This window comes from Mucilaginibacter sp. NFX135, from assembly GCF_048565145.1.
Taxonomy (GTDB): domain Bacteria; phylum Bacteroidota; class Bacteroidia; order Sphingobacteriales; family Sphingobacteriaceae; genus Mucilaginibacter.
Genome location: NZ_CP183412.1, coordinates 183,723 through 207,931, shown reverse-complemented (window position 1 = coordinate 207,931; position 24,209 = coordinate 183,723). Strand labels below are relative to the sequence as shown.

The window sequence follows — 24,209 nt, the reverse complement described above, 5'->3', positions numbered from 1 at the left end:
TTGTACTAATGTTATCTTAAATGAATGTACAAGCATTATATTTAAACTTTTTGCGGTAAATAATGTCATACATTCAAACAACGTTATAAAATAGGTGATCATGGCCTGCTAATTCAGTTAAATGAAGTTTTACCATGATCCTTATCAACACTTAAAAGATCTATAATGAAAAAGCTCATTTTATCGGCAGTATTGTTATTAAGCTGCTTTGCAATTAAAACCGCCAGTGCCCAGGTAAGCGTAAGCTTAGGCGTAAACATTGGCAGTCAGCCGGCCTGGGGCCCTGTAGGTTACGATTATGCCAATTATTATTACATGCCCGATATTGATACCTATTATGATGTACCAACCCATCAATATGTGTACTTTGACAACAATATATGGGTACACCGTGCTTATTTACCGGTGCGTTATCGTCACTATAACTTATATAATGGGTATAAAGTGGTGATCAATGACCGTAACCCATGGTTAAGGCACGGATATTACAGAGATCATTATGCTGGCTACCGTGGCCGTCATGACCAGGTGATCATCCGTAACAGCCGTGATGCACGTTATGCCAACTACTGGCATGGTAACTATGCCCGCAGAACAACTTATGCCCGTCCACACTACAATAACGGCAACCATTGGGGCAACCGAGGGGGCAATTGGGGTGGTAATCGCGGACATGGTAATGGCAACTGGGGCGGTGGACGTCCTGGTGGTGATCATGGAAACCACGGTGGGGGACACGGTCCCGGCGGAAACCATGGCGGTGGTCACGGAGACCATGGCCATCATTAATTAAAAATATTGAATATATAAAAACGGGCTCTCCATTAATGAGAGCCCGTTTTTTGGCTTTGATTAAAAGTGCAAAATAACTTTAAAGCTCAGATTCCGCCCCATATTGTAAATACCCATATGCCCATTGGGCGATGCCTGGTAATATTCAAAATACTTTAACCGGTTTAAGTTTGCCTGGTATGCGGTATCAAATAAATTATCACCCTGTATAAAAAACTCATAAAAAGAAGTTTTTGCCTTTTCTGCTTTAATCGTAAAACCAAGACCCGCGTTAAACAGGGTGTATCCTTTGGTAAAAGTTTCGGTATTATCCAGTGCATAAAAATGGTTCTGATTAGCATAAGCGTCGGCCTCGATACGGGCATTTAGCTTGGTAAATACGCCATAAGTTCCGGGCAAGGTAGCTCTCAATGCCGACCGGATATGCAAAGGCGGTATGAAAGGGAGGTATTTAGCAGCCTCGCCATATTTATCTATGAGCGCCTGGTTTTTGTTTAACCCGTTTACGTATGATATGCTGTTGTCCATTGCCAGCCATTTAATACTTTGGGGATGCAGGTTTAGCGTTAATTCAGCGCCATAAAGGCGGGCTTTTGATTGCTGGTATTGGTAGGTACTGTTGCCGGGTACAATAATAACCGGATTACCATTGGCATCATTCAATTTAGCCTGGTAAATATAATTGTTGATGTTATTGTTGAATACTTCGGCAATAATGTCCATATCAGGTAGATAAGCGATAAACCCAAGATCCTGTTGCAGGCTGAATTCAGGGTTAAAATTGCGGTTACCCAGGTAAACGATATGTGCACCAGGATCAAGTCCGTTTGAACCAATCTCGGTAATATTCGGCGCCCGGTAGCCCCTGGCAATATTAGCTTTAAGCAGCAGACGGTCACTGATATTATAGGTAAGGCCTAAACTGCCCGAAAAGCCCCGATAATTATGTGTAAAGGCCGGAAATTGCAGACTCGCGCCCGCCGTATCGGGTAGATGTACTTGTTTTCCAAAACCGGTTTGCGCATCAGTGCCTACATAAAAATTGTTCCAGGTTACGTGCCTGGTATCATATCTTAAGCCACCGGAAATATCAATATGGCCAAAGCTTTTCTTGGCAAACAGGAAGCCCCCGGCATCAAACAAGTTGTAATCGGGTATTGGAAAATCGGTAGCCGTTTTACTGCGGTTGCTTTGATACATGCCATTGATGCCCGCCGTAGTTTCAACTCCGCCAAATGAAGGGAGATTATATCGCACATCGTAATTAATGGTATTCAGCACCACGTACAGCCCTGCCTGCTCCGGGATAGTGGGGTGGTTATATTCCCGGCGGATGCTTTGCTGAAAGCCCAATGAAGTATTAATGCTGCCATCACCAATTTTGAGAGAGTTGGTGTTGTATACCCTATAGTGCTGTATACGCTGGTGTAATGCGGTAATGGCATAAGATCGCAATTCGTCGTTAGAAACTATAGGGCGATTTTTGATATTGTCTTGTCCGGCCTCATAGATTTGTTTGGTAAAACGGCGACTGAGCGAATCGCGGCTGCCATCAGGGATCTCCTGCCGGTTATCATATAGTGTAGCGCCTATTTGTGAGTACCCCCATGATTTATCGACACGGGCGATGCCCGACAGGTTAAATTCGCGGAAACCGGTGTTATAAACAAAGCCGTCGATCTTGTTCTGATAATCATGGGCTGTTTTAGCCGTAGCACGGAAAGCATATTTCCAATTGTTTTGCTTGTAGGATAAGCCCACGGAAGTACCGATCATGCCGTTGTTGGTATGGTAATCGGTTATGAAATCGCCGTTGAGCTTGCCGTCGTCGCCATTGGGAATGTAGGGAATCAGGTTGATCACACCTGCCAGCGCGTCGGAACCGTAAGTTAAACTGGCCGGGCCTTTTACCACTTCGGCGCGACCAATACCGTACTGATCTATCTCGATACCGTGTTCGTCGCCCCATTGCTGGCCTTCCTGTCGGATACCATCGTACAAAGTTAAAACCCGGTTATAGCCGAGGCCACGAATAAAAGGTTTGGAGATATTAGGTCCGGTGGTAACCGCGCTTACACCTGGTACGCCTTTGATAATAGCATCAATGATATTGTTATTGACATGCTGTTCGATCTCTTTTTTACCCATTACCGTTATAGGAACCGGGTTGCTGCGTAGCTGCGTGGCCCGTGATACGCCGGTTACTACCACTTCGTTGAGTTTTGATGGCTTTTCTTTCAGGGTAACATTTTTTATAACCGGTTCATCGTTGTTGATGGTAATACGGATGGTGTCGGCTTCATAGCCGATGCTGGTAATGGTGATACCGTATGTGCCCGGAGGGATGTTTTTGATCTCAAAATAGCCTTTAGTATTGGTGCTTGCGCCTCTCCCAAGCCCTTTGATGCTCACCGAAGCGTATGATAAGGGTTCATTATTGGCAATAACACGACCTTTTAAAATGCCATTTTGGGCAAAAAGCTTATTGGTTATCAATAATATAAAAAGTAAAAGCAGTGTTCGCATATAACATAAATTTATGCAAACATATTTAAATAATTTGATTAATTAAATATATAAAATTAGATAAGGCTAATTTTATAATAAACGAAATGATTTTAGCTATGTTTGTGTGTAATCATAAAGATGGATGTACACATTATCAGAAGAGAATTACCTAAAATCAATTTACCGGCTTAGTCAGCAACTTAATTTTAAGATAACGCCTACCGCTATTGCAGAGTCGTTAAAGAACAACCCGGCATCGGTAGTGGATATGATTCGCAAGCTGACCGATAAGCAGTTAATAGAGTACGACAAGAAAAAAGGTGTAAAACTGACCCCGGTTGGTTTAAAAGACGCGGTGCTGATTGTGCGCCGTCATCGGCTTTGGGAGGTGTTCTTGTTGGAAAAATTAGGGTATCATTGGGATGAGATCCATGATATTGCTGAAGAACTGGAACACATCAGTGATGCTACCCTGGCCGACAGGCTGGATAAATTTCTGGGTTTTCCGGAATATGATCCGCATGGTGACCCCATCCCAAAAGCAAATGGTAAGGTACCCAAACCTTACTCCGTAACCTTAGCCGATCTGAAAACAGGAGACACCTGCAGGGTAGCAGCTGTAAAAGATACCAGTAGTTCGTTTTTACAATACCTGCAAAAATTAGATATAGGTATAGGTACCAACATTAAGCTGCTGGAAAAAATACCCTACGATAATTCCCTGGTGATCAGTATCAGCGATAAAGATAATACCACGGTATCACAAAAATTTGGCGAAAATATTCTGGTAGATTGAGGAGCTGAAAGCTTAAGGCCTAAAGCAATATAAGAAATAATAGAAAGGCCCAAGACGGAGAAGCTTTGGGCCTTTAGCTTTTTGCTTTAAGCTTGCTTATGGTGTTTTCCCGTTTATCTTGGCCGATTCTTCCAGTTCATTATCAACCTGGTCGTCAAAATACAGGCGGTATATTACCCAATCATTTTTTGGTTTGTAAAACATAAAGGTAAAACGTACTGGTTGGTTTTGGTGTTTTACAAGGTAGCTGTATAATATCAGGCTGTTTGATGCCTTGCGTTGTACAATCAGTTCTTTACCTATATACAGACCGATCAAAGAACGGGTGGTATCAATTTTGGCTATTAATCCACGCAAACTGGTGGAATCAACTAATGGGTTGGTTTTAAAAATATTGATGATAGCCCTTGAAGTACCATCTTTTTCATATGTTTTAAAAAATTTATCAATGTAAGCGGTCGCGCCGGTAACAGTGGCGGCAGGCGCTTTGGTAGAGGTGGTTGTAGCCGCTGATGTTTGCGCATAAGCGCTGTTACAGATAATAAAAGCTATGGCTAACAGAAATATTGATTTTAATGCTTTAGGATTGAAGTATTGCATACTGATGATTTATTAGCTAAAATAAGTAATTAAATAATAGGAGTCCGTCTTCATGGTAAAATGATGGTAAATTTATTGTTAGAAGTCACTTTTAACAGAATGACTTCTAAGTTCTAAAGCGATCACTTGTAACAAATTTGTTAGGATTGAGTTGCTGTTTTTTCTAATGATTAATGGATAGATTTGTTATTGACTGATCACATAATTTATTATTCATGAAATTAAAACTACTTTTTTCATGCCTCGTTTCTGTAGGCATTACCTTACCTGTATTCGCACAGGAAACCGTTGACCCGGCCATTGTTCAAAAGATCCGTGAGGAGGGCTTAAACCACTCCAAAGTAATGGAAACCGCTTTTTACCTTACAGATGTTTCCGGGCCGCGTTTAGCAGGCTCACCCGGCTTAAAGCGAGCGCAGAACTGGGCGGTTAACCAATTGAAAACCTGGGGACTGGTCAACGCCAAACTGGAAGCCTGGGGCAAATTTGGCAAAGGCTGGGAAGTTCAAAAAAACTATGCCGCCATCACATTGCCCTATTACCATGCCATTATTGCTATCCCGAAAGCCTGGACGCCAGGCACAGGTGGCTTAATCAAGGGAGATGTTACAATAGTAAAGGCTGATTCGGCTGCAGAGTTAGATCAATATAAAGGTAAGCTGCAGGGTAAGGTGGTTATATTTGATATCAAGCCACTGGTTGAGCGTAGTTTTAAGGTAGATGCGGCCCGCTATACAGACGAAGAACTTGCCGAAATGGCCAATGCTACTATGCAACCAGCCGAAGGGCGCCGGCAATTTGATGCCAACTCGCCCCAGTTTGCCGCTATGCGTAAGTTGCGTGCTTTTCAAACTACTTTAAGAGCATTTATACATGATGAAAAAGCGGCACTGATATTAAGCCAGGCCCGCGGAACCGATGGTACAGTATTTACCACCAATGGCGCATCATATGCGGATACTGCGAAAGCGGTATTGCCTGAGTTGGAAACCAGCAGTGAAGACTATCAGCGGATATTACGTTTAGTAAAGGCCGGTCAGAAAGTGGAGTTGGAGGCCGATATCAAAACCCAGTTTTTAACTGACGATCTGCAGGGCTATGATGTGGTTGCCGAAATTCCGGGCACGGATAAAAAATTAAAAGACCAGGTAATTATGATAGGAGGCCACCTGGATTCATGGCATGCTGCCACCGGCGCCACGGATAACGCCGCAGGCAGCGCGGTAATGATGGAAGCCATGCGCATTTTAAAAGCCATCAACTTTAAACCAAAACGCACCATCCGTATAGCGCTGTGGAGTTCGGAAGAGCAAGGTTTATTCGGATCACGTGGATATGTATTGAATCATTTTGGTGATCCTAAAACCATGCAATTGAAACCAGAACAAGCTAAATTATCAGCCTATTATAATCTCGACAATGGTACAGGGAAAATACGTGGTATTTATTTGCAGGGCGATTCCGCAGCCGGCCCTATATTCAAAACATGGCTGGAGCCTTTTAAAGATCTGGGCGCTACCACAGTAACCATCCGCAACACTGGGGGTACCGATCATCAGTCGTTCGATGCGGTTGGTATTCCAGGCTTTCAATTTATACAGGATGCTATTGATTATGGATCACGTACGCACCACAGTAATCAGGACACTTATGACCGGTTGATAGAAGACGATCTGAAACAAGCCGCTACTATTATCGCATCATTTGTTTACAATACCTCCGAACGCAAAGACATGATACCGCGCAAGGAGTTGCCAAAGCCACAACCGGCAAGGTAAAAATCACGATCTATACTCAACGCAGAGCTTGCGTAAGATAAAGTAAACCTGCTCAATAAAATTCTTATTGAGCAGGTTATTTTTGTATTTATTATAATTATCTTGTTGCTATTATTATAAATTAACTTTAACTGATAGATCATGAAAAAACTAATTGTATTATTTGCAGCTGTATTTGTGTTGGCGTATTTTTTGGTGCCCGTAAATGGAAGTCAGGCTAAAACCAGTTCTATTGCTAAACGGGTAGTGATTCAAAAAACGGGAAACTATGGTTATGAAGTTACCATAACTTTCAGTAGCGCATCTGGTAAAGTACTAAGTGCTGATAGCCCTGATGGAACCGTTGTTAGTTATACCTATAGTTCAGCAGTAGATAACGCGGGCGTTGTTACCGTTACCAATTTCCTGATAAAATTTATACCTACCGGCTCGTCTCAAATAACCTATGATGGTTCGGGCGATTATTTTTAAAGAATTAGTTCTCAAAAAAATGCCTTATAAATTATATAAGGCATTTTTTTATTTTACTCCAACTCTATCTTTTGATGTTGGAATGGTATTTCTACTTGCTTAAATCCTGCATCTTTCAGCTTATTGCTAAAGTGCTGTTGTACTTCATATTCACCATGAACCAAAAATATCTTTTTAACCTTTTCAACATCCTGGCAGGCCAGAAAATGTAATAGGTCTTCATAATCACCATGAGCGCTCATGGATCTGATTGATTTTACCTCAGCCTTTACTTCATACAATTCACCATATATATGCACCTCGTAGTCGCCATTAAGCAGATGACCGCCCAGTGAATTCGGCTCACAGTAGCCTACCATTAAAATGGTATTCTTATCATTATTGATGTTATTTTTAATGTGATGTTTTACCCGGCCAGCCTCGGCCATTCCAGATGAAGAGATGATAACACAAGGGCGCTGGTCGTTGTTCAAGGCCTTTGATTCTTCTGTTGATTGTATAAAACGTAAACCTTTAAAGCCAAAAGGATTGGCATCGGTTTTTAAAACCTCTTTTACTCCTTTGTTATACACTTCCGGGTGATTCATAAGCACCTCGGTTGCTTTTTGCGATAGCGGACTATCTACATAATAATTAATATCTGGCAATACGCCCCTTAGTTCCAATGCATTTAGTGCATACAATAATTCCTGGGTACGGCCAACGCTGAATGCCGGAATGATCACTTTCCCTTTTTTGATCTCGCAAGTTTGCCTGATGATATCCAGCAGGGCGTCTTCAATGGGCCCCTGCTCCTTATGGAGTGAATCACCATAGGTTGATTCCAGCAAAATATAATCTGCTTGCTCAAATGTTTCCGGGTCGTTCAGTAACATATCGTCATAACGACCTACATCACCACTAAAAGTAATATGCGTGATCTTACCATCTTCCAGTATTGATAAATGTACAGCGGCACTACCCAAGATATGCCCGGCATCTGTAAAGGTGAGTTTTACCCGGGGAGTTATTTCGTATTCTTCGTGGTATTCAACAATTTTAAACAGGCGTAGGGCTGCCATCGCCTGCTCGTCGGTGTACAGAGGCTCCAATAATGGCTGACCTTTACGGGCTCTGTGCTTGTTGCTATAGGCAACGTCCTGCATTTGTATATGTGCCGAATCAAGCAAAAGGATCCTTGCGAGATCCATCGTGGCTGATGTACAAAAGATAGGACCAGTGAAACCTTCGGCTACCAGGCGCGGTATCAATCCGCAATGATCGATATGCGCGTGTGAGAGTACCAGATAATTTACTTTCTTGGGGTTGAAGCCAAAATGTTCGTTTAGGTCTTCCGAGTGTTCGCCCATGCCCTGGAACATGCCGCAATCCAATAAAATGGTTGTTTCGTCCTTAAGGCGGATCAAATGTTTGCTGCCGGTAACATTACGGGCGGCGCCATGAAAAGTTATATTCATTTATAATAGGTATGAAAGTACTTAACGAAGATGCACAATAAAGCGGATAAAAAATAAAAACTAAAACTTTAGTTGTTATTTTGATTTATAGTATCTAACTTAGATTAACCAATTGGATAATTTGATGCAGTGTTGGTTAATGCATCAGGAAAAATTTACTCACGTACTATGGAAATTAAAGAATTAACGCGCGCCGAAGAACAAATTATGCAGGTATTATGGCAATTGGAGAAAGGGTATGTAAAAGATGTGATCGATCAGCTACCCGAACCCAAACCTGCTTATAACACGGTGTCAACTATTATCAGGATATTGGAAACAAAGGGTTTTGTAGGGCATGAGGCATTTGGTAAAAGCCATCAGTATCATCCTGTAGTAAGCAAAGATCAATACCAGAACTTTGCTGCCGATAAGTTATTGAGTGGTTACTTTGACAACTCGGTGAACCGGATGTTATCCTTTTTTGTAAAAAAGGAAAAAATAGACCTGAAAGAGGCTGATGCCATTATGAAACTGATTGAAAAACTTAAAGACCAATAGTTATGAGCTGGTGGCAATATTTATTACTGGTAAATATTTACCTGGTACTGTTTTATGTATTTTATGTTTTACTGCTGCGCAAAGAAACCTTTTTTCAGCTTAACCGCATCTACCTGGTAACGGCCGCGTTACTATCGTTCGTTATACCAATGATCCAGGCAGATTGGGTGCAAAATTTGTTTATTACACAGCAGGTAAAATATACCATATACAGCAGCCCCGTAATCATTTACAGTTTTAAACCGGTTGCCGCCAGTCGCATTAGTATTGGTCAGATACTGGCCGTTTTGTATGGCACGGGTATATTGTTTTTATCGGTAAGGCTCATCTGGCAGCTTATCAAATTAAAAAGAGTGATCAACCAACCGCAGGCAACTGCCGCTTACTCTTTTTTTGGTACGGTACGGCTGGATGAGGCGAGTTCAAATAATACCATCATTGAGGCTCATGAGCAGGTTCATGCACAGCAATGGCACTCGGCAGATGTAATGCTGATTGAACTGGTAATGATCGTTAACTGGTTTAATCCGGTAGTATATATGTACCGTTTCGCTATTAAACACATTCATGAATACATTGCCGACAGGCAGGCTGTACAAGCTGGCACCAACAAAGCCGAATACGCCTTATTACTGTTGAGCCAAACGTTTGAATCACCGGCGCATCAGCTGGTTAATCCATTTTTTAATCACAGTTTATTAAAACAGCGTATTATCATGTTACAAAAAAATAAATCACAGCGCATATCGCTCATTAAATATGGTCTTTCTGCTCCTCTGTTTATATTGATGCTTATTTTATCATCAGCAACTATTAATAATAGCAAACCGGTTTCTGTTATCAATAATAACGCTCACCAACTATTTACTATGCCTGCGACACCGGGTTTTTTAAGTGATGCGCTTCGTGAAGACAAGCCGTTAGAAAAAAAGGAGGTCTCTCATTCCATTCATGAAATAGGAATGGATACTATCAGAAAAAAAGGTGATGTATATACTTCTGTTGAAAAAGTGCCGGAATTTCCTGGAGGGCTTGATGCCTTTGGTCAATTCTTAGGTAAAACTATCAAGTATCCCAAAGCCGATCGTGAGAACGGCACACAGGGAAGGGTTATTGTAACCTTCGTGGTAGAAAAAAACGGCTCCCTGTCAGGATTAAAAGTATTAAGAGGTGTTAGTAGAACAATAGACGCTGAAGCCGTCAGGGTATTGAAATTGTCGCCTAAATGGAAGCCCGGTATCGAAAATCATAAAAAAGTAAGGGTTCAATATACCGTTCCGATCAGTTTTACCTTAAATGATGTTGCTGCTAAACCTGCAAATGAGGATACCAATACTGTATTTACCTCAGTTGAACAAGTGCCTGAATTTCCAGGTGGCCTGGAAGCCTTTGGAAAATTCCTGGGTGAGAATGTCAAATATCCAAAAGCCGACCGTGAAAAAGGTATCAAAGGACGGGTTATCGCCACCTTTATTGTAGAACCTGATGGGGCATTATCAAATATCAAAATTACCCGTGGTCTTAGTGAAACTATTGATGCAGAAGCCGAGCGGGTATTGGAGATATCACCTAAATGGAAGCCGGGCATACAAAATGGTAAAGCCGTAAGGGTTCAATACTCTGTACCAATTAGCTTTACCTTAGCTAATGATGATAAATCAGGTAAGCCCGGGCCAGATAAAGTGGGAGTCATCGGAGCCGATCAGAACAAGGACAAAATTAACCTGATCGCGCAAAATACAGGCAAATCGGGTCGTGGCACTTCTCCTATTACTTTTAGCGATGGGAGTATCCTGAAAACCGATGCAGTACATCTAATAGATAATAAGGTTGCAGCGCCTTTTACACTCAAATAATATTGAAAGTCGCATCGTGCTTAAAAAACGATTGGCTACAACAAGAAAATATTATCCTTAACCTTATCCGCAAAAAAGCCTTTCATAGTTATATATGAAAGGCTTTTATGTTTAGTGGATTATTTTTTCTTTTTACCGCCTTCAGTAATAGGCTTTACAAAATCCTTTTTTCCGGATTGATAATCTGAGGGTGCTTTTTTGCTGCCTTCGGCCGCGGGTTTCTTTTTTTCCTTAATAGCTTGCCTGTCTTTGCTCATAGTTTTATGTTTTGTTAATGTTTTTTATAGCAGGATGCAGATTTTTACATCTGTTAAAAAGTACTGTTGACTGAGGTGTTTTTCCGGGACGATTCAGTTGATGACCGGTTTAATGCAGAAAATGGTTGCATTAATTTAAAAACGCAATATCTTTGACCGGTTTTTATAGCAACTGATTAAAGATAGCTTATTTAAATTGATAATAGCTTTTTATATTATGCACATTTTAGTACCAAATGACTGCATAATTTCTTAGCTTTGACACAGTTTTTGATACATATACTATTATACAGATAAATTATACAATTCGTTTAAAATGAAAAGTTTTATTTCACCAACACTTTATGCGGCTTTTAACTACGTGATCGCTATTGTATTACTGATTTCACCATGGTTATTTGGTTTTGAAGGTCATAAAATAGGAGCAGCTTTATTGTTACCCATGATCTTAGGATGGTTTCAGTTGATCATGGCGATTTTTAGTAATCACCAGTTTGGTTTTATTAAACAATTCCCTTTGCAAATGCACTTCTTTTTGGATGTACTGGGCGGCTCATTCCTGTTTTGCTCACCATGGATATATGATTACGCTCACATTACATTTTGGCCGCAGGTAATTATGGGCGGCTTACTCGTGGTCTTTGGCGCATTTACCAAAGGTTCAAGGTTTTCAACTCCAGCTGTTCATCATCACGATGGCGGTTTAGCTACACTTTACCAGGACTAAGTAAGATTTAAGATATACAAAGAAAAGGGATGCAAATTTTTGCATCCCTTTTCTTTTACCAGATTCCAGGCATTACAAAAAAGGCGACTCTAAGCCAAGCTTTATATTAAAATACCTCGTTAAGGCCTAAGAAAAAGCCACTTGAGCCATAGCTGCCTCTGCCATAATCAATACATAGGTTGGAGCGGGTGTATTTGTTAAACAGCAATCGTAACCCTACTCCAGCTCCCGGCTCCCAATACCTAAGCAGTTTGATGTTGCGTTGATTGTCGGCCGATTCGATATTTACAAAAGTAACGCCGCTTAGGAGTTTATTATCCGTGATCGGGAAGCGGTATTCCATCTCGTTATATACAAATGAGAGCCCCTTAAAACGCCCAATAATAAAGGCCCGCCCAATACGGCCATAAGCATCGCTACCCGTGCCCGGGAGATCAAGATAAGGCAAGGATCCGCTAAGGAGGTAATTGGCCCAATGCCAGAAAGCCAAAACTTTCTCGGGGTTACTGTCAGACAGGCTCCAGTATTTCCTGAATTCAATTTTTAGCTGTAGTGCTTTGCGGTCGCTGCCGAGCCAGGTTTCATTTTCCTTTAAAATAACATCGGCATAAATGCCTCGGAACGGCCGGTTGGGTTGGTCGCGGTTGTTGAACTGAAAGTTAACCAGTATGCCATTGGCCGCATATGCATCCGGCGAATAACCGTTTTTAATGCTGTACCTGAAATTATGGGTAGCTGTTATGGGTATGTTTTTGCGGTCGTCATCAATATGACTGTAAAAGTTAAAGCTTAAACCAGCGCCCGCATAAATATTGTTGGCCAGTTTACGGTATATCCGCTCGTTAATTTTGATGTATACGTACCGAACCGGGTACTCATCCGGGTTGTTTTCATAATGCTGACCACCCATATGAAAATCGCCCTCGCCAAAGCTGCGGCGCCCGGTGCCCAAACCGTTGTCTTTAGCTATAGTTTTACCAATTTGCATCACTCCCTGCAGGTTCCACCTATTTTCTGACGAGAATGCGTTATGCTTAAACTCGAACGTAGACAGCTTATTGGTAGAGATATAAGCCCCCGCATTAATGACAGACATAGTGGTATTTTCCGGATTGCCAAAATACTTACCGCCCGATGTAATAGCCCCAATGGCGAAACCAACGCTGGGATTATAAGCTGCTGATGGTAATACCGACCAGGTAGAGGGCTTCTTTTTTTTGCCGGTATCTACTTTGGGGCTTTTGCCTCCAAAAAATGAACTTAAAATGCCATTGGCGTCCCTTTGCGTTTCCAGCGAATCGGCGTCCACGGAGCTTGTTTGTGCCAACAGGATGTTCGCGCTCAGGATCATTAAGCATAAGGCAAGCGCATAGCGACAGCGGCAAATCAACAGGGTCAATTAGATTTATTAATTAGAGTTAGTGCTAATATAGAATTATATGGTTACGATTAAAATACTACCCGGATAATTGATTGTTAAATTTTGAGAGACATCTTGGTCTGCAAAACTTTTTAAACCTTAAATTTTAAAAAATTTATTATCGAAACAGCATAAAAACCGCTCATAATCTCTCGAAAAACATCGATTTTAACACTTTTTAACAAATTTTAAAGCGGTTTTAATATGTTTTTAAAACTTTAAAAAGTATCCCCGTGGGAAAGCCAGTCACAATGCTCGTACAGCCGCACAGGTCACCATTGTTCTGCCCGCTTTCGCCCGAAGCTTATCTGCTGACGGGGAAAGAAAAATCAATAATTTACTAACTCACTAATTCAATAATTAAAAAGCGTTAGGGCAATGACGCGTGGAGAGGAATATGCCCATTGTTTTTTGCTGCTATAACTTCTTTAATAAAAAGCTCAAAACCATTTGTAAATAACATAAATAGCTGTATCTTTGCAGTCCCGAAAATGCGGGGTATAATAAACGTTTAAACAATTTAATTTAAAGCAAGTGAATACGTTAAGTTACAAAACTGTCTCAGCCAACAAAAAAACCGTTAACAAACAATGGGTTGTTGTTGACGCACAAGGCGAGATTTTGGGGCGCTTGTCTACGAAGATCGCCATGATCATCCGTGGAAAAACCAAGCCAGATTTCACCCCGAACGTAGACTGCGGTGATAATGTAATAGTTATCAATGCAGACAAGGTAAAGTTGACCGGAAACAAATTCAGCGCAAAGCAATATGTTTCTTACACTGGTTATCCAGGTGGTCAGCGTTTCATTTCTCCTAAGGAGTTAATGGCGAAACATCCAACACGCGTAATTGAAAAAGCGGTGCGTGGTATGTTACCTAAAAATCGTTTGGGTAAAGCATTATTTGGTAATCTGCATGTGTATGCAGGTTCTGAGCATCCTCATGCAGCACAAAACCCAACAACCATTTAACTTTTTATTTTAAAGGAGAAAAAAAATGCCAACAACTAACACTTCAGGCAGAAGAAAAACAGCCGTTGCCCGCATCTACCTTTCAGAAGGAAATGGTGCGATCATCGTAAATGGTAAAGATTACAAAGAGTACTTCCCAACATTGCCATTACAATACATCGTTACTCAGAGCACTGAGGTTTCTGGTTCAACCGGAAAATTTGATGTTAAAGTAAATGTTGCAGGTGGTGGTATTAAAGGACAGGCAGAAGCCGTTCGTTTAGCTATTGCGAAAGCCATTGTTGAACTTGATCCTGAAAAGAAACCTTCACTACGCGCTAAAGGTATTATGACACGTGATGACCGTATGGTTGAGCGTAAAAAACCAGGTCGTAAGAAAGCACGTAAGAGATTCCAATTCAGTAAACGTTAATCAAAGGAGGACAACAAAATGGCAAGAACAACATATCAGGATTTACTGGATGCAGGTGTACACTTTGGTCACCTTACCCGCAAATGGGATCCGAAAATGTCACAGTACATTTTCATGGAGCGCAACGGTATCCACATTATCGATTTAAATAAAACCTTAACTAAGGTTGAAGAAGCTGCTTCAGCTATAAAACAAATTGTAAAATCAGGCCGTAAGGTATTATTCGTAGCTACAAAGAAACAAGCGAAAGATATTGTTGCCGATTATGCAAAAAGCGTAAACATGCCATACATCACCGAGCGTTGGTTAGGTGGTATGTTAACTAACTTTGCAACTGTACGTAAGTCGATCAAAAAGATGTCAAACATCGATAAATTGACTAAAGACGGTACTTACAGCAACCTTTCTAAAAAAGAAAGACTGATGATTCAGCGTGAGCGTATCAAATTAGAAACCCTTTTAGGTGGTATCTCTGACTTGAACCGTTTACCTGCAGCATTATTCCTGATTGACGTTAAGAAAGAGCACATCGCGGTTTCTGAAGCATTAAAGTTGAACATCCCTACATTTGCTATGGTTGATACCAACTCTGATCCTTCAAACATCGATTTCCCGATCCCTGCGAATGATGATGCTACCAAATCAATTTCATTGATCACCAGCATTATCATCAAAGCTATCGAAGAAGGTTTGGACGAACGCAAACGTGAGAAAGAAGACGAAGCTGAAAAAGAAGCAGCTGTTGCTAAAGCAAAAGCTGATGCTCCTGAAGTAGCTGACAGAGCTGAAGGTGGTAAAAGAGCCCGCAAAACTGCTGAAGTAGCAGACGTTGTAGCAGATGCCGATACCGAAGCTCCTGCTGCCGAAACAGAAGAGTAATATTGAAGTCGTAAGTACGGAGTCGCGAGTCTGAAGTATTTAGACTTTGGACTTCATACTTACGACTTTTAACTTTTAGAGGTTGTGCGTTATAAGTTTTTATATCTGCAATTCACGACCCATAATTTTAATAATAAAAATAGTTACAGGTTATAGTGAGGCTCTAATTTAGCGGCCAACTGATAACTTAAAACTCACTACTTAAAACTAATAAAGATGTCTACAGTACAAATATCTGCAGCCGACGTAAACAAACTGCGCCAGCAAACTGGTGCCGGTATGATGGATTGCAAAAAAGCATTAACCGAAACTAACGGTGATTTTGAAGCAGCTATCGATTTTTTAAGAAAAAAAGGCGCTAAAGTTGCAGCAAGCCGTCAGGACAGGGAATCAAACGAAGGCGTTGTTATTTCACGCACTTCTGCTGATGGTAAAACCGGCGTTATTGTTGAGCTTAACTGCGAAACTGATTTCGTGGCTAAAAATGCTGAATTTATTGCTTTTGCAAATGAAATTGCAAACAAAGCAGTTGAAAACCAACCCAAAAGTATCGAAGAGCTTTATGCCCTTTCTATAGATGTTGATGCTACCACCACTACTATTGGTGAAGCGGTTATCGACAAAACAGGTAAAATAGGCGAAAAGATTGGTGTATCTAAATTAGAAGTGATCACAGGCGAAAAAATTATCGCTTATGTACACGGTAACTTCCGTTTAGGTGTATTGGTTGCTTTAAATGCTAACCCTGAAGGTGCCGATGAAGCTGGTAAAGACGTAGCAATGCAAATTGCCGCTATGAACCCAATCGCGGTTGATAAAGACGGTGTTGATGCTACTACTGTTGAGCGCGAATTAGAGATCGCTAAAGATCAGATCCGTGCAGAAGGCAAACCAGAAGAAATGGTTGAAAAAATTTCTTTAGGTAAGCTGAACAAATTCTACAAAGACTCAACCCTGTTAAACCAGGAGTTTGTAAAAGATTCATCCAAAAGCGTTGCTCAGTTCCTGAGCTCTGTTGAAAAGGGGTTAACAGTAACCGCCTTTAAGCGAGTAGCTTTAGGAGCTTAAATATTTTATCCCCCTCGTTTTAACGAGGGGGATTTTTTTTGCAATAAAAATCCGCGCGTCATTGCGAGGTACGAAGCAATCTTTATGCTTTACAGAGGAAATATGCACATTTGATTTGCCTACGTAGAGATTGCTTCGTACCTCCCAATGACGGTTTGGTGAAATAAAATATCATGATAACAACGCTTCACAATCTTAAACTGATTTCTGGTGGCCAGATCACCGAAGGTAAAGCCGTTTTAATTTCAGATGGCCAGATCATTGATGTTATTGCAGATACTGCCATTCCGCAGGATGCTGTAAAGAAGGATCTGCAGGGTAACTACCTTGCTCCCGGATTTATCGATTTGCAGATATACGGCAGCGGCGGACAGCTGTTTGCAGGTAAACCCACGGTTGAGGCGTTGGCGCAGTTGGAAAACGACCTGCTGAACCAGGGAACCACCGGTGTGTTTGCTACCATTGGTACCAATACCAATGATATTGTGGAGGCGGGAATCGATGCTGCCAAAATATACCGTACCCAAAGTAAAGGTGCTTTCTGGGGCTTACACCTGGAAGGGCCTTACCTGAACCCGGTAAAAAAAGGGGCGCATCCTGAAAAATTTATCAAGAAAGCTACCTTGGTCGAAGTGAAGGGCTGGTTGGAACGTGCCGATGGCGTGATAAAAATGATCACCATAGCGCCCGAGCTGCAGGATCAGGAGGTAATCGATTACCTGTTTAACCAGGGCATCATTATTTCATCAGGCCACAGTAATGCTACTTATGCCGAAGGGAAATCATTTTTAAATAAACCGGTACAAGCGGTAACTCACCTGTTTAACGCCATGCCGCAGATGCACCACCGTGAGCCGGGTTATATCCCTGCTATTTTTGAAGAGCGGCCATATACCAGCGTGGTGGCTGATGGCATCCATGTAGATTTTGCGATGATCCGCTTGGCTAAACGCGAATTGGGTGATAAGCTTTTTTTAATAACTGATGCCGTTACCTCTACTAAAGAAGGGGCCTATCAGCATGAATTAAGGGGCGATAGATATACCATGCCCGATGGCACGCTGTCAGGCTCTACCTTAACCATGTTAAAGGCGGTTGAAAACTGTGTAAAAAAGGTTGGCATTGACTTGGCCGAGGCGGTAAACATGGCATCCTTATATGCGGCGCAATTAGCCAAACAAACAAAAAAAGGTAAAATTGAGAAAAACTTTGATGCAGATCTGGTTGTTTTTAATGCGGAGTTTGAAGTAAAGGAGACTATACTAAAAGGAATAAGCATTAAGCACACTAATTGAAGCGAATTACACGAATGGCCTTCTTATTTGTGAAATTCGAAAAAACTGGAGCTAATTCGTGTCTATTTTTTTAACAAAGACAACATAAAATTTTAACACTGGCTTTTATTCTTTATTTTTGCCGAACTACCCATTATATGAACAGAGCTTTATCAATTCATGATATAAACGCAAGCAGGTTCTGTCTATTCCTATTACATCTATTTCTATTCATAACAAACCACACCAGATGAAGTATAAAAGAATCTTACTCAAACTTTCGGGCGAATCGCTTATGGGCGCAAGGCAATACGGTATTGATAACAACCAGGTATTGCAATATGCCCATGACATTAAAAACGTATATGATGCAGGTATTGAAATTGCGATTGTTGTTGGTGGCGGTAATATTTTCAGAGGATTAAGTGCCGAGAAATCGGGTATGGAACGTGCCCAGGCTGATTACATGGGCATGCTGGCGACAGTAATTAACTGCATGGCGCTGCAAAACGCGCTGGAAAGCATTGGGGTGGAAACACGCCTGCAATCGGCCATAAAGATGGAGCAGATCTGTGAGCCTTATATTCGCCGTCGTGCCATGCACCATTTAGAGGTGGGCAAAATTGTGATATTTGGCGCCGGTACAGGTAACCCTTATTTTACTACCGATACAGCAGCTTCACTACGTGCTATTGAAATTAAAGCCGATGTGGTACTGAAAGGTACCCGTGTTGATGGTATATACACTGCCGACCCAGAGAAAGATCCATCAGCTACACGTTACGACGAGATCTCATTCCAGGAAGTTTATGATAAAGGCCTCAACGTAATGGACATGACCGCCATAACCCTTTGCCGCGAAAATAAACTACCAATTATTGTGTTTGACATGAACCAATCAGGTAATTTCATGAAAATAGCCCAGGGCGAAGCTGTGGGTACGCTGGTACACTAAAAAGAATTTCAACAAGAGCTTCCTTTCTGCGCGTCATTGCGAGGTACGAAGCAGAAGCCCCCTCTAAATCTCCCCCAAAGGGGGAGACTTCAAAAAAGTATTTTAAAGCCCTCTCCTTTGGAGAGGGTTGGGTGAGGCTTTTCCTCTATGCCTCGCAAATGACGTGGGGGATGAAACAACGAAAAAGGCCGCCATAAAATGGCGGCCTTTTTGTTTAAATAGCAGTGAGATTATTTAACGTCAGCACCACCAAGTTCCTTAGCTACATTATCTGCAGCGGTGGCCGATGCGGTATCATTTAACTGTGTACGTTGTGTTTTGATAGTTTGCATTGTGGTCGCTATAAATTTGTCGGCACCGTACATTTTATATTTAATACCAAACTCTTTAAGTTCAGCAATACCCTGTTGAGCATATTCCGGCTTTTCAACCCTGCCAATCATATCGGCAAATACTCTTACGCTGGCGAACTTATTGTTAATAGTACCATTTTTAAAGGTATCAAATACGTAAGGCCACTCGGCTGTTCCTCCTTTTGTGGCGTACAGGCTAAATATAGCGGTTGTTAAAGCGCCTTTATTATCTTTCTCGAATGCTTTGGCTTGTTTTAAGGCTTCGGGTGCATCTACCTGGCTAAGCGCTGTTAATGCGGCTCCCTGCACCGCGTATGACTCGCTGTTAAGGGCCTGTTTGAACAAGGTTATATTACCAGAAGCATTTAACTTACCTAAAGCGGAGATAGCTGCCGCTTTGGCCAGGTTATTATCATCGGTTTGTGCCAATGAAGCCAATACCGGTTGTGCCGCGGTTCGGATATCGTCATTGGTGAGGTTCAATGCCCTGATAGCTTTGATACGCAAGCCATAGTATTTGTCTTTTAAAGCGGCTATGATAATTTTTTGATTAGCTTTTTCCTTTTGATTGGTGGCAGCAGCCTCAATGGCCTCAAACCTGTCCATATACAAAGGCGCGTTAAAGTACTGGTAGGAGAACTCCTCTATACTTTTATTGTCGGTTTTTTTGGCCAGCAAAATTTTATCGCCATCCACATTCACCAGGTCGGGTTTGGTAGCCACGTGGAAGGTTAACGTATCAGCCTTATCATTCATCCACACTTTATGGCGTTCTTTTTTACCGCCGGCATAAATATCAATAGCCATAGGCAATTTAAAGGTTTGGCCATCCTGGTTTTGCTGCAGGTAAACGGTTTGGGTTTTGGTAGCATCGTCCCATTTATAGCTGATGGTTAAAATTGGATGACCGGCACCATAATACCATTGGTTAAAATACCAGTTCAGATCCAGGCCGCTGGCTTCTTCCAATGCCAGGCGTAATTGCTGGGCTTCGCCATTTTTGAAGGCATTTGTTTTGAGGTAAATACCCAGCCCTTTGAAAAAGGCGGCATCGCCCAAATAGTTACGCAGCATATTTAAAATACGACCACCTTTTTGATAGGTAACTGCATCAAAAACATCTTCCTTGTCGTCATAATGAAAACGTACAAGATCCTTGTTTTTGCCCTCAGGCGACCTGAAATAGGTTAACATGTCATTATGGTTATGCTCGTCGCCGGCATCTTTGCCATATTTATGTTCGGCCCAAAGGGTTTCGCTAAAGTTAGCAAATGATTCGTTCACGGTTAGGTTGCTCCAGCTTTCGGCAGTAACATAATCGCCAAACCACTGGTGAAAAAGCTCATGCACAATGGTACTGCGGCCATCGTTATAGTATGCATCAAGCAATTCGCGGTGTGTGCCCTGTACATATTCACCGTGTAAGGTAGCCGTGGTATTTTCCATAGCGCCGCTTACATAATCACGTACCACTATCTGGGCGTATTTGTTCCATGGATAATCAACACCTAAGGTTTTGGAGTAAAACTCGATCACCTCGGGCGTAAATCCGAATATTTCCTTGGCGTAAGGAGCATATTTGGGCTCCAGGTAATAGTTTACCTCTTTATCGCGCCATTTGTCTTTATAGATCTTGAAGTCGCCAACGGCCATCATGAACAGGTATGGCGAGTGTGGGAGATCCATTTTCCAGTAATCGGTACGGGTACCATTGGCATTGGTTTTTTGTGATACCAGTTTTCCGTTGGATAGGGTAACGTACCTGGAGGGTACGGTCATGGTGATCTCTTCGGTAGTTTTTTGACTTGGCTTATCAATGGTCGGGAACCAGGCCGAGGAGCTTTCGGTTTCGCCTTGTGTCCAAATCTGTGTTGGTTTATCCTTTTCGGTACCGTCCGGGTTGATGAAATACAAACCCTTGGCATCGTTGATAGCGGCGCTGCCTTTTGATTTTAGCTCGTTTGGCTTAGCCGTGTAATCAATGTAAATGGTATAGTTTTCGTTGTTATGATAAACCTTATCCAGTTTTATGGCTACCGAAAGGCTATCCTGGTAAGTAAACTTCAGCGGGATATTTTTACCGTTTTTTACCACCGATATATTTTTAAGATCCATGCCTTTGGCATCAAGCCTTAAGCTGTCGGTCGGGTAAAAATGGGGTTTTAAGGTAACCCACTCTTTGCCATACAGGTAACGTTTCTTATAATCAAAACGCACATCGAGTTTGGTATGTACCAGGTCGTTAACCTTGGTTGGTACTGCACGGTAAATTTTCATTTCCGGATCGTCCGGTTTCGGCGCCTGCTGGGCGTACGATGGGATGAGAGTTGCCGTTAACGCACAGGCTAACAGCAGTGTTGAAAATGGTTTGAGATCAGTCATAGAGCAATATTAGTATTTTGCCTTTAAAAAATATAAAACAAGGGGCGTAATTGTGAATTTGGCACATTCCCGGTTTAAACGGATTACGTTAAGTAGTTATGACGCTTTATGTGTACTATATGTTACTACGGATAAAATTTATTTCGGTATACATCCGCATAAAAGCGAACACCACCTGTACGGATTCGAACAGTATGAGTTGTTTTTGTTATTTAACTGATTGATTTATAGAAGTTTAAATAAATGGCACAATATTTTAGCCTAAGTGGAAGACGCAACAATACAAGCTTTTAATATGATCAAGAATTATTTAAAAATTGCCTGGCGTAATCTGCTCAGAAACAAGGCACATACATTTATAAACATCGCCGGTCTTTCCATTGGTTTGGCTTGTAGCCTGCTTATTATGCTTTGGGTGCAGAATGAGTTAAGTGTTGATGCTTTTCATAAAAATAAATCCCGCTTGTATAATGTATACGAGCGCCGGTATTTTGATCATAAAATTTCAGGGCAATTCCGCACCCCTGGTGTTTTGGCCGATGAAATGAAAAAGGTGCTCCCGCAGGTTGAATATGCTGTTAATGCCACTTATTACGAGCAAGGTACCTTTAAGGCTGGGGATAAAATATTAAAACTGGATGGCGCGGCCGCCGGCGACGATTTTTTCAAAATGTTCAGTTATCCGCTTTTACAGGGTACGGTTAAAGCCGCTTTAAATTCACCGCTTAGTTTAGCCATATCGCGTAAAATGGCCCGCGACTTTTTTGGAAGCCCTGAAGCCGCCATAGGTAAAACCATACGCTATGAAAATAAAAAAGATTTAAAAATAACGGCGGTATTTGATGATGTACCTGCCAACGCCTCTAATAAATTTGAATATGTAATGAACTGGTATGCCTTCCTTGAGGAAAACCCAAGTTCAAAAGACTGGAACAATAACGGGCCTTACACCAGCATTATGCTTCGCGCTGATGCTGACCCCGCTTTGTTTGAGAAAAAAATAACCCACTTTCTGGACAACTATAACAAGAGCCAAAAGAAAGGGACTTTTACAGTTGAGTTAGCTATACAACGCCATGATCAGGAGTATCTTCACGGTACTTTTGAAGACGGTAAACTGAGTGCCGGGCGTATTGAATATGTAAATCTGTTTAGTATTGTGGCTGTTTTTATTTTATTGATAGCTTGTATCAATTTTATGAACCTCACCACGGCACGGTCGGTAAAAAGAGCCCGCGAGATTGGCGTACGGAAAGTTGTTGGTGCGGTACGATCGGTACTGATCAAACAATTCATCGGCGAATCGTTATTTGTTACTACGCTTGCGGTAGCCATTTCCTTAATGTTATTGGTTTTGCTATTGCCCTTATTTAGCCAGGTAACCCAAAAACAAATTGCACTGCCATTTGATCAAGCCGGGTTTTGGCTAAAACTTATATCGCTTACACTTATTACCGGTCTTGTTTCCGGTAGCTACCCTGCTCTGTTCCTGTCGTCATTTAATCCGGTTGCGGTTTTAAAAGGTACACTTAAACTTGAGGCTGGTACCACCTTGTTCCGTAAAGGATTGGTGGTTTTTCAGTTTGTGCTTTCTGTAGTATTGGTAACGGCTACTATTGTGGTGGCCCGGCAAATGAACTTTATTCAATCGCGCAATTTAGGTTATGACCGGGAGAACCTCATTTTTATACCGGTAGATGGCGAGCTTTCATCACAATATGATCTGTTTAAGCAGGAAGCTTTAAAAATGCCGGGGATCCAGGCGGTCAGTGTTTCGGGCGCGAGACCTACACAAATAACCAGTGGAACAGTTGGTGTTGACTGGGCCGGGAAAGACCCCGATCTCCGGATCAGGTTTAACCAAAGCGCTGTTGGTTATGATTATATAAGCACACTAAAATTAAAGATGGCAGCCGGGCGCGATTTCTCCAAAGATTTCCCTACAGATACTGCCGGCTACATCATCAACGAAACGGCTTTAAAAAGAATAGGCTACACTAATCCTATCGGTAAATCATTAACCTTATGGGATAATAAAGGTACTATCATTGGCGTGGTTAAGGATTTTCATTTCGATTCCATGCACGAGCAGATCAATCCTTTGATCATTTGGCTGGGTAAAAGTGGTACCTATGGCAATTTACTTATCCGTACAGAGCCGGGTAAAACCAAACAGGCGCTTGCCAGCCTGGAAACGCTGTGCAAACAGATCAACCCTGCGTTCCCGTTTAATTATTATTTCTCTGACGAGGAATATCAGAAGCTGTACCGCAGCGAACAGATAGTAGGTAAGCTGGCCAATGCGTTTGCTTTCCTGGCTATTTTTATTTCGTGCCTGGGACTTTTAGGTTTAGCTATGTTTACTGCCGAGCAACGGGTAAAAGAGATCGGTATCCGCAAAGTGTTGGGTGCCAGTGTTGGGTCGCTTTTCAACCTGTTATCATCTGAATTTTTGGTACTGGTATTTATTGCCCTGGTTATTGCTTCGCCTATAGCCTGGTACGCCATGAACAAGTGGCTGCAGAGTTTTGCCTATCATACCAGTATTGAATTATGGATGATCGCCCTTTCGGGGGGGATGATCATATTGATAGCCCTGGCGACCGTAAGTTTCCAGGCTGCGAAAACGGCGCTGATAAACCCGGTGAAGAGTTTAAGGAGCGAATAAGCTTGATTTCGGAATTGGGATGCTCGATTTCGGATTTAGAAATT

At 41.8% G+C, this 24,209-nt stretch carries 20 protein-coding genes; 14 read left to right on the top strand and 6 right to left on the bottom strand.

The window, feature by feature from the left end:
* The first annotated feature begins 165 nt into the window (after positions 1 to 165).
* Positions 166 to 789 (top strand): hypothetical protein, encoded by a 624-nt coding sequence (locus ACNURT_RS00870; protein ID WP_419700139.1) that lies wholly within the window; start codon positions 166 to 168, stop codon positions 787 to 789.
* A gap of 63 nt (positions 790 to 852) precedes the next feature.
* On the opposite strand, the gene ACNURT_RS00865 is transcribed toward ACNURT_RS00870, so the two are convergent.
* On the bottom strand, positions 853 to 3,318 hold the full coding sequence (locus tag ACNURT_RS00865; protein WP_419700138.1) for a TonB-dependent receptor: 2,466 nt from the start codon (positions 3,316 to 3,318) through the stop codon (positions 853 to 855).
* Between the two features lie 124 nt (positions 3,319 to 3,442).
* On the opposite strand from ACNURT_RS00865, the gene ACNURT_RS00860 reads away from it, so the two are divergent.
* Complete coding sequence (locus ACNURT_RS00860) at positions 3,443 to 4,096, top strand: metal-dependent transcriptional regulator (RefSeq protein ID WP_419700137.1); 654 nt, start codon at positions 3,443 to 3,445, stop codon at positions 4,094 to 4,096.
* Between the two features lie 96 nt (positions 4,097 to 4,192).
* Here the strand turns inward: ACNURT_RS00860 and ACNURT_RS00855 are convergent, their stop codons facing one another.
* Positions 4,193 to 4,696, bottom strand: coding sequence for a hypothetical protein (locus ACNURT_RS00855; protein ID WP_419700136.1), 504 nt, complete (start codon positions 4,694 to 4,696; stop codon positions 4,193 to 4,195).
* Positions 4,697 to 4,911: 215 nt separating this feature from the next.
* On the opposite strand from ACNURT_RS00855, the gene ACNURT_RS00850 reads away from it, so the two are divergent.
* Together ACNURT_RS00850 and ACNURT_RS00845 are read left to right on the top strand one after the other, a co-directional pair.
* Positions 4,912 to 6,474 (top strand): M28 family metallopeptidase, encoded by a 1,563-nt coding sequence (locus tag ACNURT_RS00850; RefSeq protein ID WP_419700135.1) that lies wholly within the window; start codon positions 4,912 to 4,914, stop codon positions 6,472 to 6,474.
* Positions 6,475 to 6,615: 141 nt separating this feature from the next.
* Positions 6,616 to 6,945: a hypothetical protein gene (locus ACNURT_RS00845; RefSeq protein WP_419700134.1), complete on the top strand. Its 330-nt coding sequence runs from the start codon at positions 6,616 to 6,618 to the stop codon at positions 6,943 to 6,945.
* 53 nt (positions 6,946 to 6,998) lie between these two features.
* On the opposite strand, the gene ACNURT_RS00840 is transcribed toward ACNURT_RS00845, so the two are convergent.
* Positions 6,999 to 8,402, bottom strand: coding sequence for an MBL fold metallo-hydrolase RNA specificity domain-containing protein (locus ACNURT_RS00840; RefSeq protein ID WP_419700133.1), 1,404 nt, complete (start codon positions 8,400 to 8,402; stop codon positions 6,999 to 7,001).
* A gap of 168 nt (positions 8,403 to 8,570) precedes the next feature.
* On the opposite strand from ACNURT_RS00840, the gene ACNURT_RS00835 reads away from it, so the two are divergent.
* Positions 8,571 to 8,942 carry a BlaI/MecI/CopY family transcriptional regulator gene (locus ACNURT_RS00835; protein WP_370998429.1) on the top strand — a complete coding sequence of 124 codons (372 nt, stop codon included), beginning with the start codon at positions 8,571 to 8,573 and terminating at the stop codon, positions 8,940 to 8,942.
* Between the two features lie 2 nt (positions 8,943 to 8,944).
* Positions 8,945 to 10,798, top strand: coding sequence for a TonB family protein (locus tag ACNURT_RS00830; protein ID WP_419700132.1), 1,854 nt, complete (start codon positions 8,945 to 8,947; stop codon positions 10,796 to 10,798).
* A gap of 119 nt (positions 10,799 to 10,917) precedes the next feature.
* Here the strand turns inward: ACNURT_RS00830 and ACNURT_RS00825 are convergent, their stop codons facing one another.
* Positions 10,918 to 11,055 (bottom strand): hypothetical protein, encoded by a 138-nt coding sequence (locus tag ACNURT_RS00825; protein ID WP_419700131.1) that lies wholly within the window; start codon positions 11,053 to 11,055, stop codon positions 10,918 to 10,920.
* 316 nt (positions 11,056 to 11,371) lie between these two features.
* Here ACNURT_RS00825 and ACNURT_RS00820 point away from each other — a divergent pair, with 316 nt between their 5' ends.
* Positions 11,372 to 11,782 (top strand): SPW repeat domain-containing protein, encoded by a 411-nt coding sequence (locus ACNURT_RS00820; RefSeq protein WP_419700130.1) that lies wholly within the window; start codon positions 11,372 to 11,374, stop codon positions 11,780 to 11,782.
* A 106-nt stretch (positions 11,783 to 11,888) separates the two neighbouring features.
* Here ACNURT_RS00820 and ACNURT_RS00815 read toward each other — a convergent pair whose 3' ends face one another.
* The gene (locus tag ACNURT_RS00815; RefSeq protein WP_419700129.1) at positions 11,889 to 13,133 is read right to left on the bottom strand and encodes a BamA/TamA family outer membrane protein; all 1,245 of its coding nucleotides are present in this window, start codon (positions 13,131 to 13,133) and stop codon (positions 11,889 to 11,891) included.
* Positions 13,134 to 13,736: 603 nt separating this feature from the next.
* Between ACNURT_RS00815 and rplM the strand changes: the two genes are divergently transcribed.
* The 6 genes from rplM to pyrH all read left to right on the top strand — a co-directional run bounded on the left by rplM (position 13,737) and on the right by pyrH (position 18,762).
* Positions 13,737 to 14,174: a 50S ribosomal protein L13 gene (gene rplM, locus ACNURT_RS00810; protein ID WP_370998436.1), complete on the top strand. Its 438-nt coding sequence runs from the start codon at positions 13,737 to 13,739 to the stop codon at positions 14,172 to 14,174.
* A 25-nt stretch (positions 14,175 to 14,199) separates the two neighbouring features.
* Positions 14,200 to 14,586: a 30S ribosomal protein S9 gene (rpsI, locus tag ACNURT_RS00805; RefSeq protein ID WP_076371737.1), complete on the top strand. Its 387-nt coding sequence runs from the start codon at positions 14,200 to 14,202 to the stop codon at positions 14,584 to 14,586.
* 18 nt (positions 14,587 to 14,604) lie between these two features.
* The gene (gene rpsB, locus ACNURT_RS00800; protein ID WP_370998438.1) at positions 14,605 to 15,465 is read left to right on the top strand and encodes a 30S ribosomal protein S2; all 861 of its coding nucleotides are present in this window, start codon (positions 14,605 to 14,607) and stop codon (positions 15,463 to 15,465) included.
* Between the two features lie 216 nt (positions 15,466 to 15,681).
* Entirely contained in the window at positions 15,682 to 16,533 is an 852-nt protein-coding gene (gene tsf / locus ACNURT_RS00795) for a translation elongation factor Ts (protein WP_370998439.1), read from the top strand.
* 173 nt (positions 16,534 to 16,706) lie between these two features.
* Positions 16,707 to 17,828 (top strand): N-acetylglucosamine-6-phosphate deacetylase, encoded by a 1,122-nt coding sequence (nagA, locus tag ACNURT_RS00790; protein ID WP_419700128.1) that lies wholly within the window; start codon positions 16,707 to 16,709, stop codon positions 17,826 to 17,828.
* 229 nt (positions 17,829 to 18,057) lie between these two features.
* Complete coding sequence (gene pyrH / locus ACNURT_RS00785) at positions 18,058 to 18,762, top strand: UMP kinase (RefSeq protein ID WP_090469938.1); 705 nt, start codon at positions 18,058 to 18,060, stop codon at positions 18,760 to 18,762.
* 230 nt (positions 18,763 to 18,992) lie between these two features.
* Here the strand turns inward: pyrH and ACNURT_RS00780 are convergent, their stop codons facing one another.
* The gene (locus ACNURT_RS00780; protein ID WP_419700127.1) at positions 18,993 to 21,497 is read right to left on the bottom strand and encodes a M1 family aminopeptidase; all 2,505 of its coding nucleotides are present in this window, start codon (positions 21,495 to 21,497) and stop codon (positions 18,993 to 18,995) included.
* A 295-nt stretch (positions 21,498 to 21,792) separates the two neighbouring features.
* On the opposite strand from ACNURT_RS00780, the gene ACNURT_RS00775 reads away from it, so the two are divergent.
* A complete protein-coding gene (locus tag ACNURT_RS00775) occupies positions 21,793 to 24,165 on the top strand; it encodes an ABC transporter permease (RefSeq protein WP_419700126.1) in 2,373 nt (790 codons plus the stop codon).
* The last annotated feature ends 44 nt before the right edge of the window (positions 24,166 to 24,209 follow it).

Excerpts from the sequence above, each read along its gene's own strand:
- ACNURT_RS00870 (WP_419700139.1), top strand. The coding sequence starts at position 166 with ATGAAAAAGCTCATTTTATCGGCAGTATTGTTATTAAGCTGCTTTGCA.
- ACNURT_RS00865 (WP_419700138.1), bottom strand. The coding sequence starts at position 3,318 with ATGCGAACACTGCTTTTACTTTTTATATTATTGATAACCAATAAGCTT.
- ACNURT_RS00860 (WP_419700137.1), top strand. The coding sequence starts at position 3,443 with ATGTACACATTATCAGAAGAGAATTACCTAAAATCAATTTACCGGCTT.
- ACNURT_RS00855 (WP_419700136.1), bottom strand. The coding sequence starts at position 4,696 with ATGCAATACTTCAATCCTAAAGCATTAAAATCAATATTTCTGTTAGCC.
- ACNURT_RS00850 (WP_419700135.1), top strand. The coding sequence starts at position 4,912 with ATGAAATTAAAACTACTTTTTTCATGCCTCGTTTCTGTAGGCATTACC.
- ACNURT_RS00845 (WP_419700134.1), top strand. The coding sequence starts at position 6,616 with ATGAAAAAACTAATTGTATTATTTGCAGCTGTATTTGTGTTGGCGTAT.
- ACNURT_RS00840 (WP_419700133.1), bottom strand. The coding sequence starts at position 8,402 with ATGAATATAACTTTTCATGGCGCCGCCCGTAATGTTACCGGCAGCAAA.
- ACNURT_RS00835 (WP_370998429.1), top strand. The coding sequence starts at position 8,571 with ATGGAAATTAAAGAATTAACGCGCGCCGAAGAACAAATTATGCAGGTA.
- ACNURT_RS00830 (WP_419700132.1), top strand. The coding sequence starts at position 8,945 with ATGAGCTGGTGGCAATATTTATTACTGGTAAATATTTACCTGGTACTG.
- ACNURT_RS00825 (WP_419700131.1), bottom strand. The coding sequence starts at position 11,055 with ATGAGCAAAGACAGGCAAGCTATTAAGGAAAAAAAGAAACCCGCGGCC.
- ACNURT_RS00820 (WP_419700130.1), top strand. The coding sequence starts at position 11,372 with ATGAAAAGTTTTATTTCACCAACACTTTATGCGGCTTTTAACTACGTG.
- ACNURT_RS00815 (WP_419700129.1), bottom strand. The coding sequence starts at position 13,133 with ATGATCCTGAGCGCGAACATCCTGTTGGCACAAACAAGCTCCGTGGAC.
- rpsI (WP_076371737.1), top strand. The coding sequence starts at position 14,200 with ATGCCAACAACTAACACTTCAGGCAGAAGAAAAACAGCCGTTGCCCGC.
- rpsB (WP_370998438.1), top strand. The coding sequence starts at position 14,605 with ATGGCAAGAACAACATATCAGGATTTACTGGATGCAGGTGTACACTTT.
- tsf (WP_370998439.1), top strand. The coding sequence starts at position 15,682 with ATGTCTACAGTACAAATATCTGCAGCCGACGTAAACAAACTGCGCCAG.
- nagA (WP_419700128.1), top strand. The coding sequence starts at position 16,707 with ATGATAACAACGCTTCACAATCTTAAACTGATTTCTGGTGGCCAGATC.
- pyrH (WP_090469938.1), top strand. The coding sequence starts at position 18,058 with ATGAAGTATAAAAGAATCTTACTCAAACTTTCGGGCGAATCGCTTATG.
- ACNURT_RS00780 (WP_419700127.1), bottom strand. The coding sequence starts at position 21,497 with ATGACTGATCTCAAACCATTTTCAACACTGCTGTTAGCCTGTGCGTTA.
- ACNURT_RS00775 (WP_419700126.1), top strand. The coding sequence starts at position 21,793 with ATGATCAAGAATTATTTAAAAATTGCCTGGCGTAATCTGCTCAGAAAC.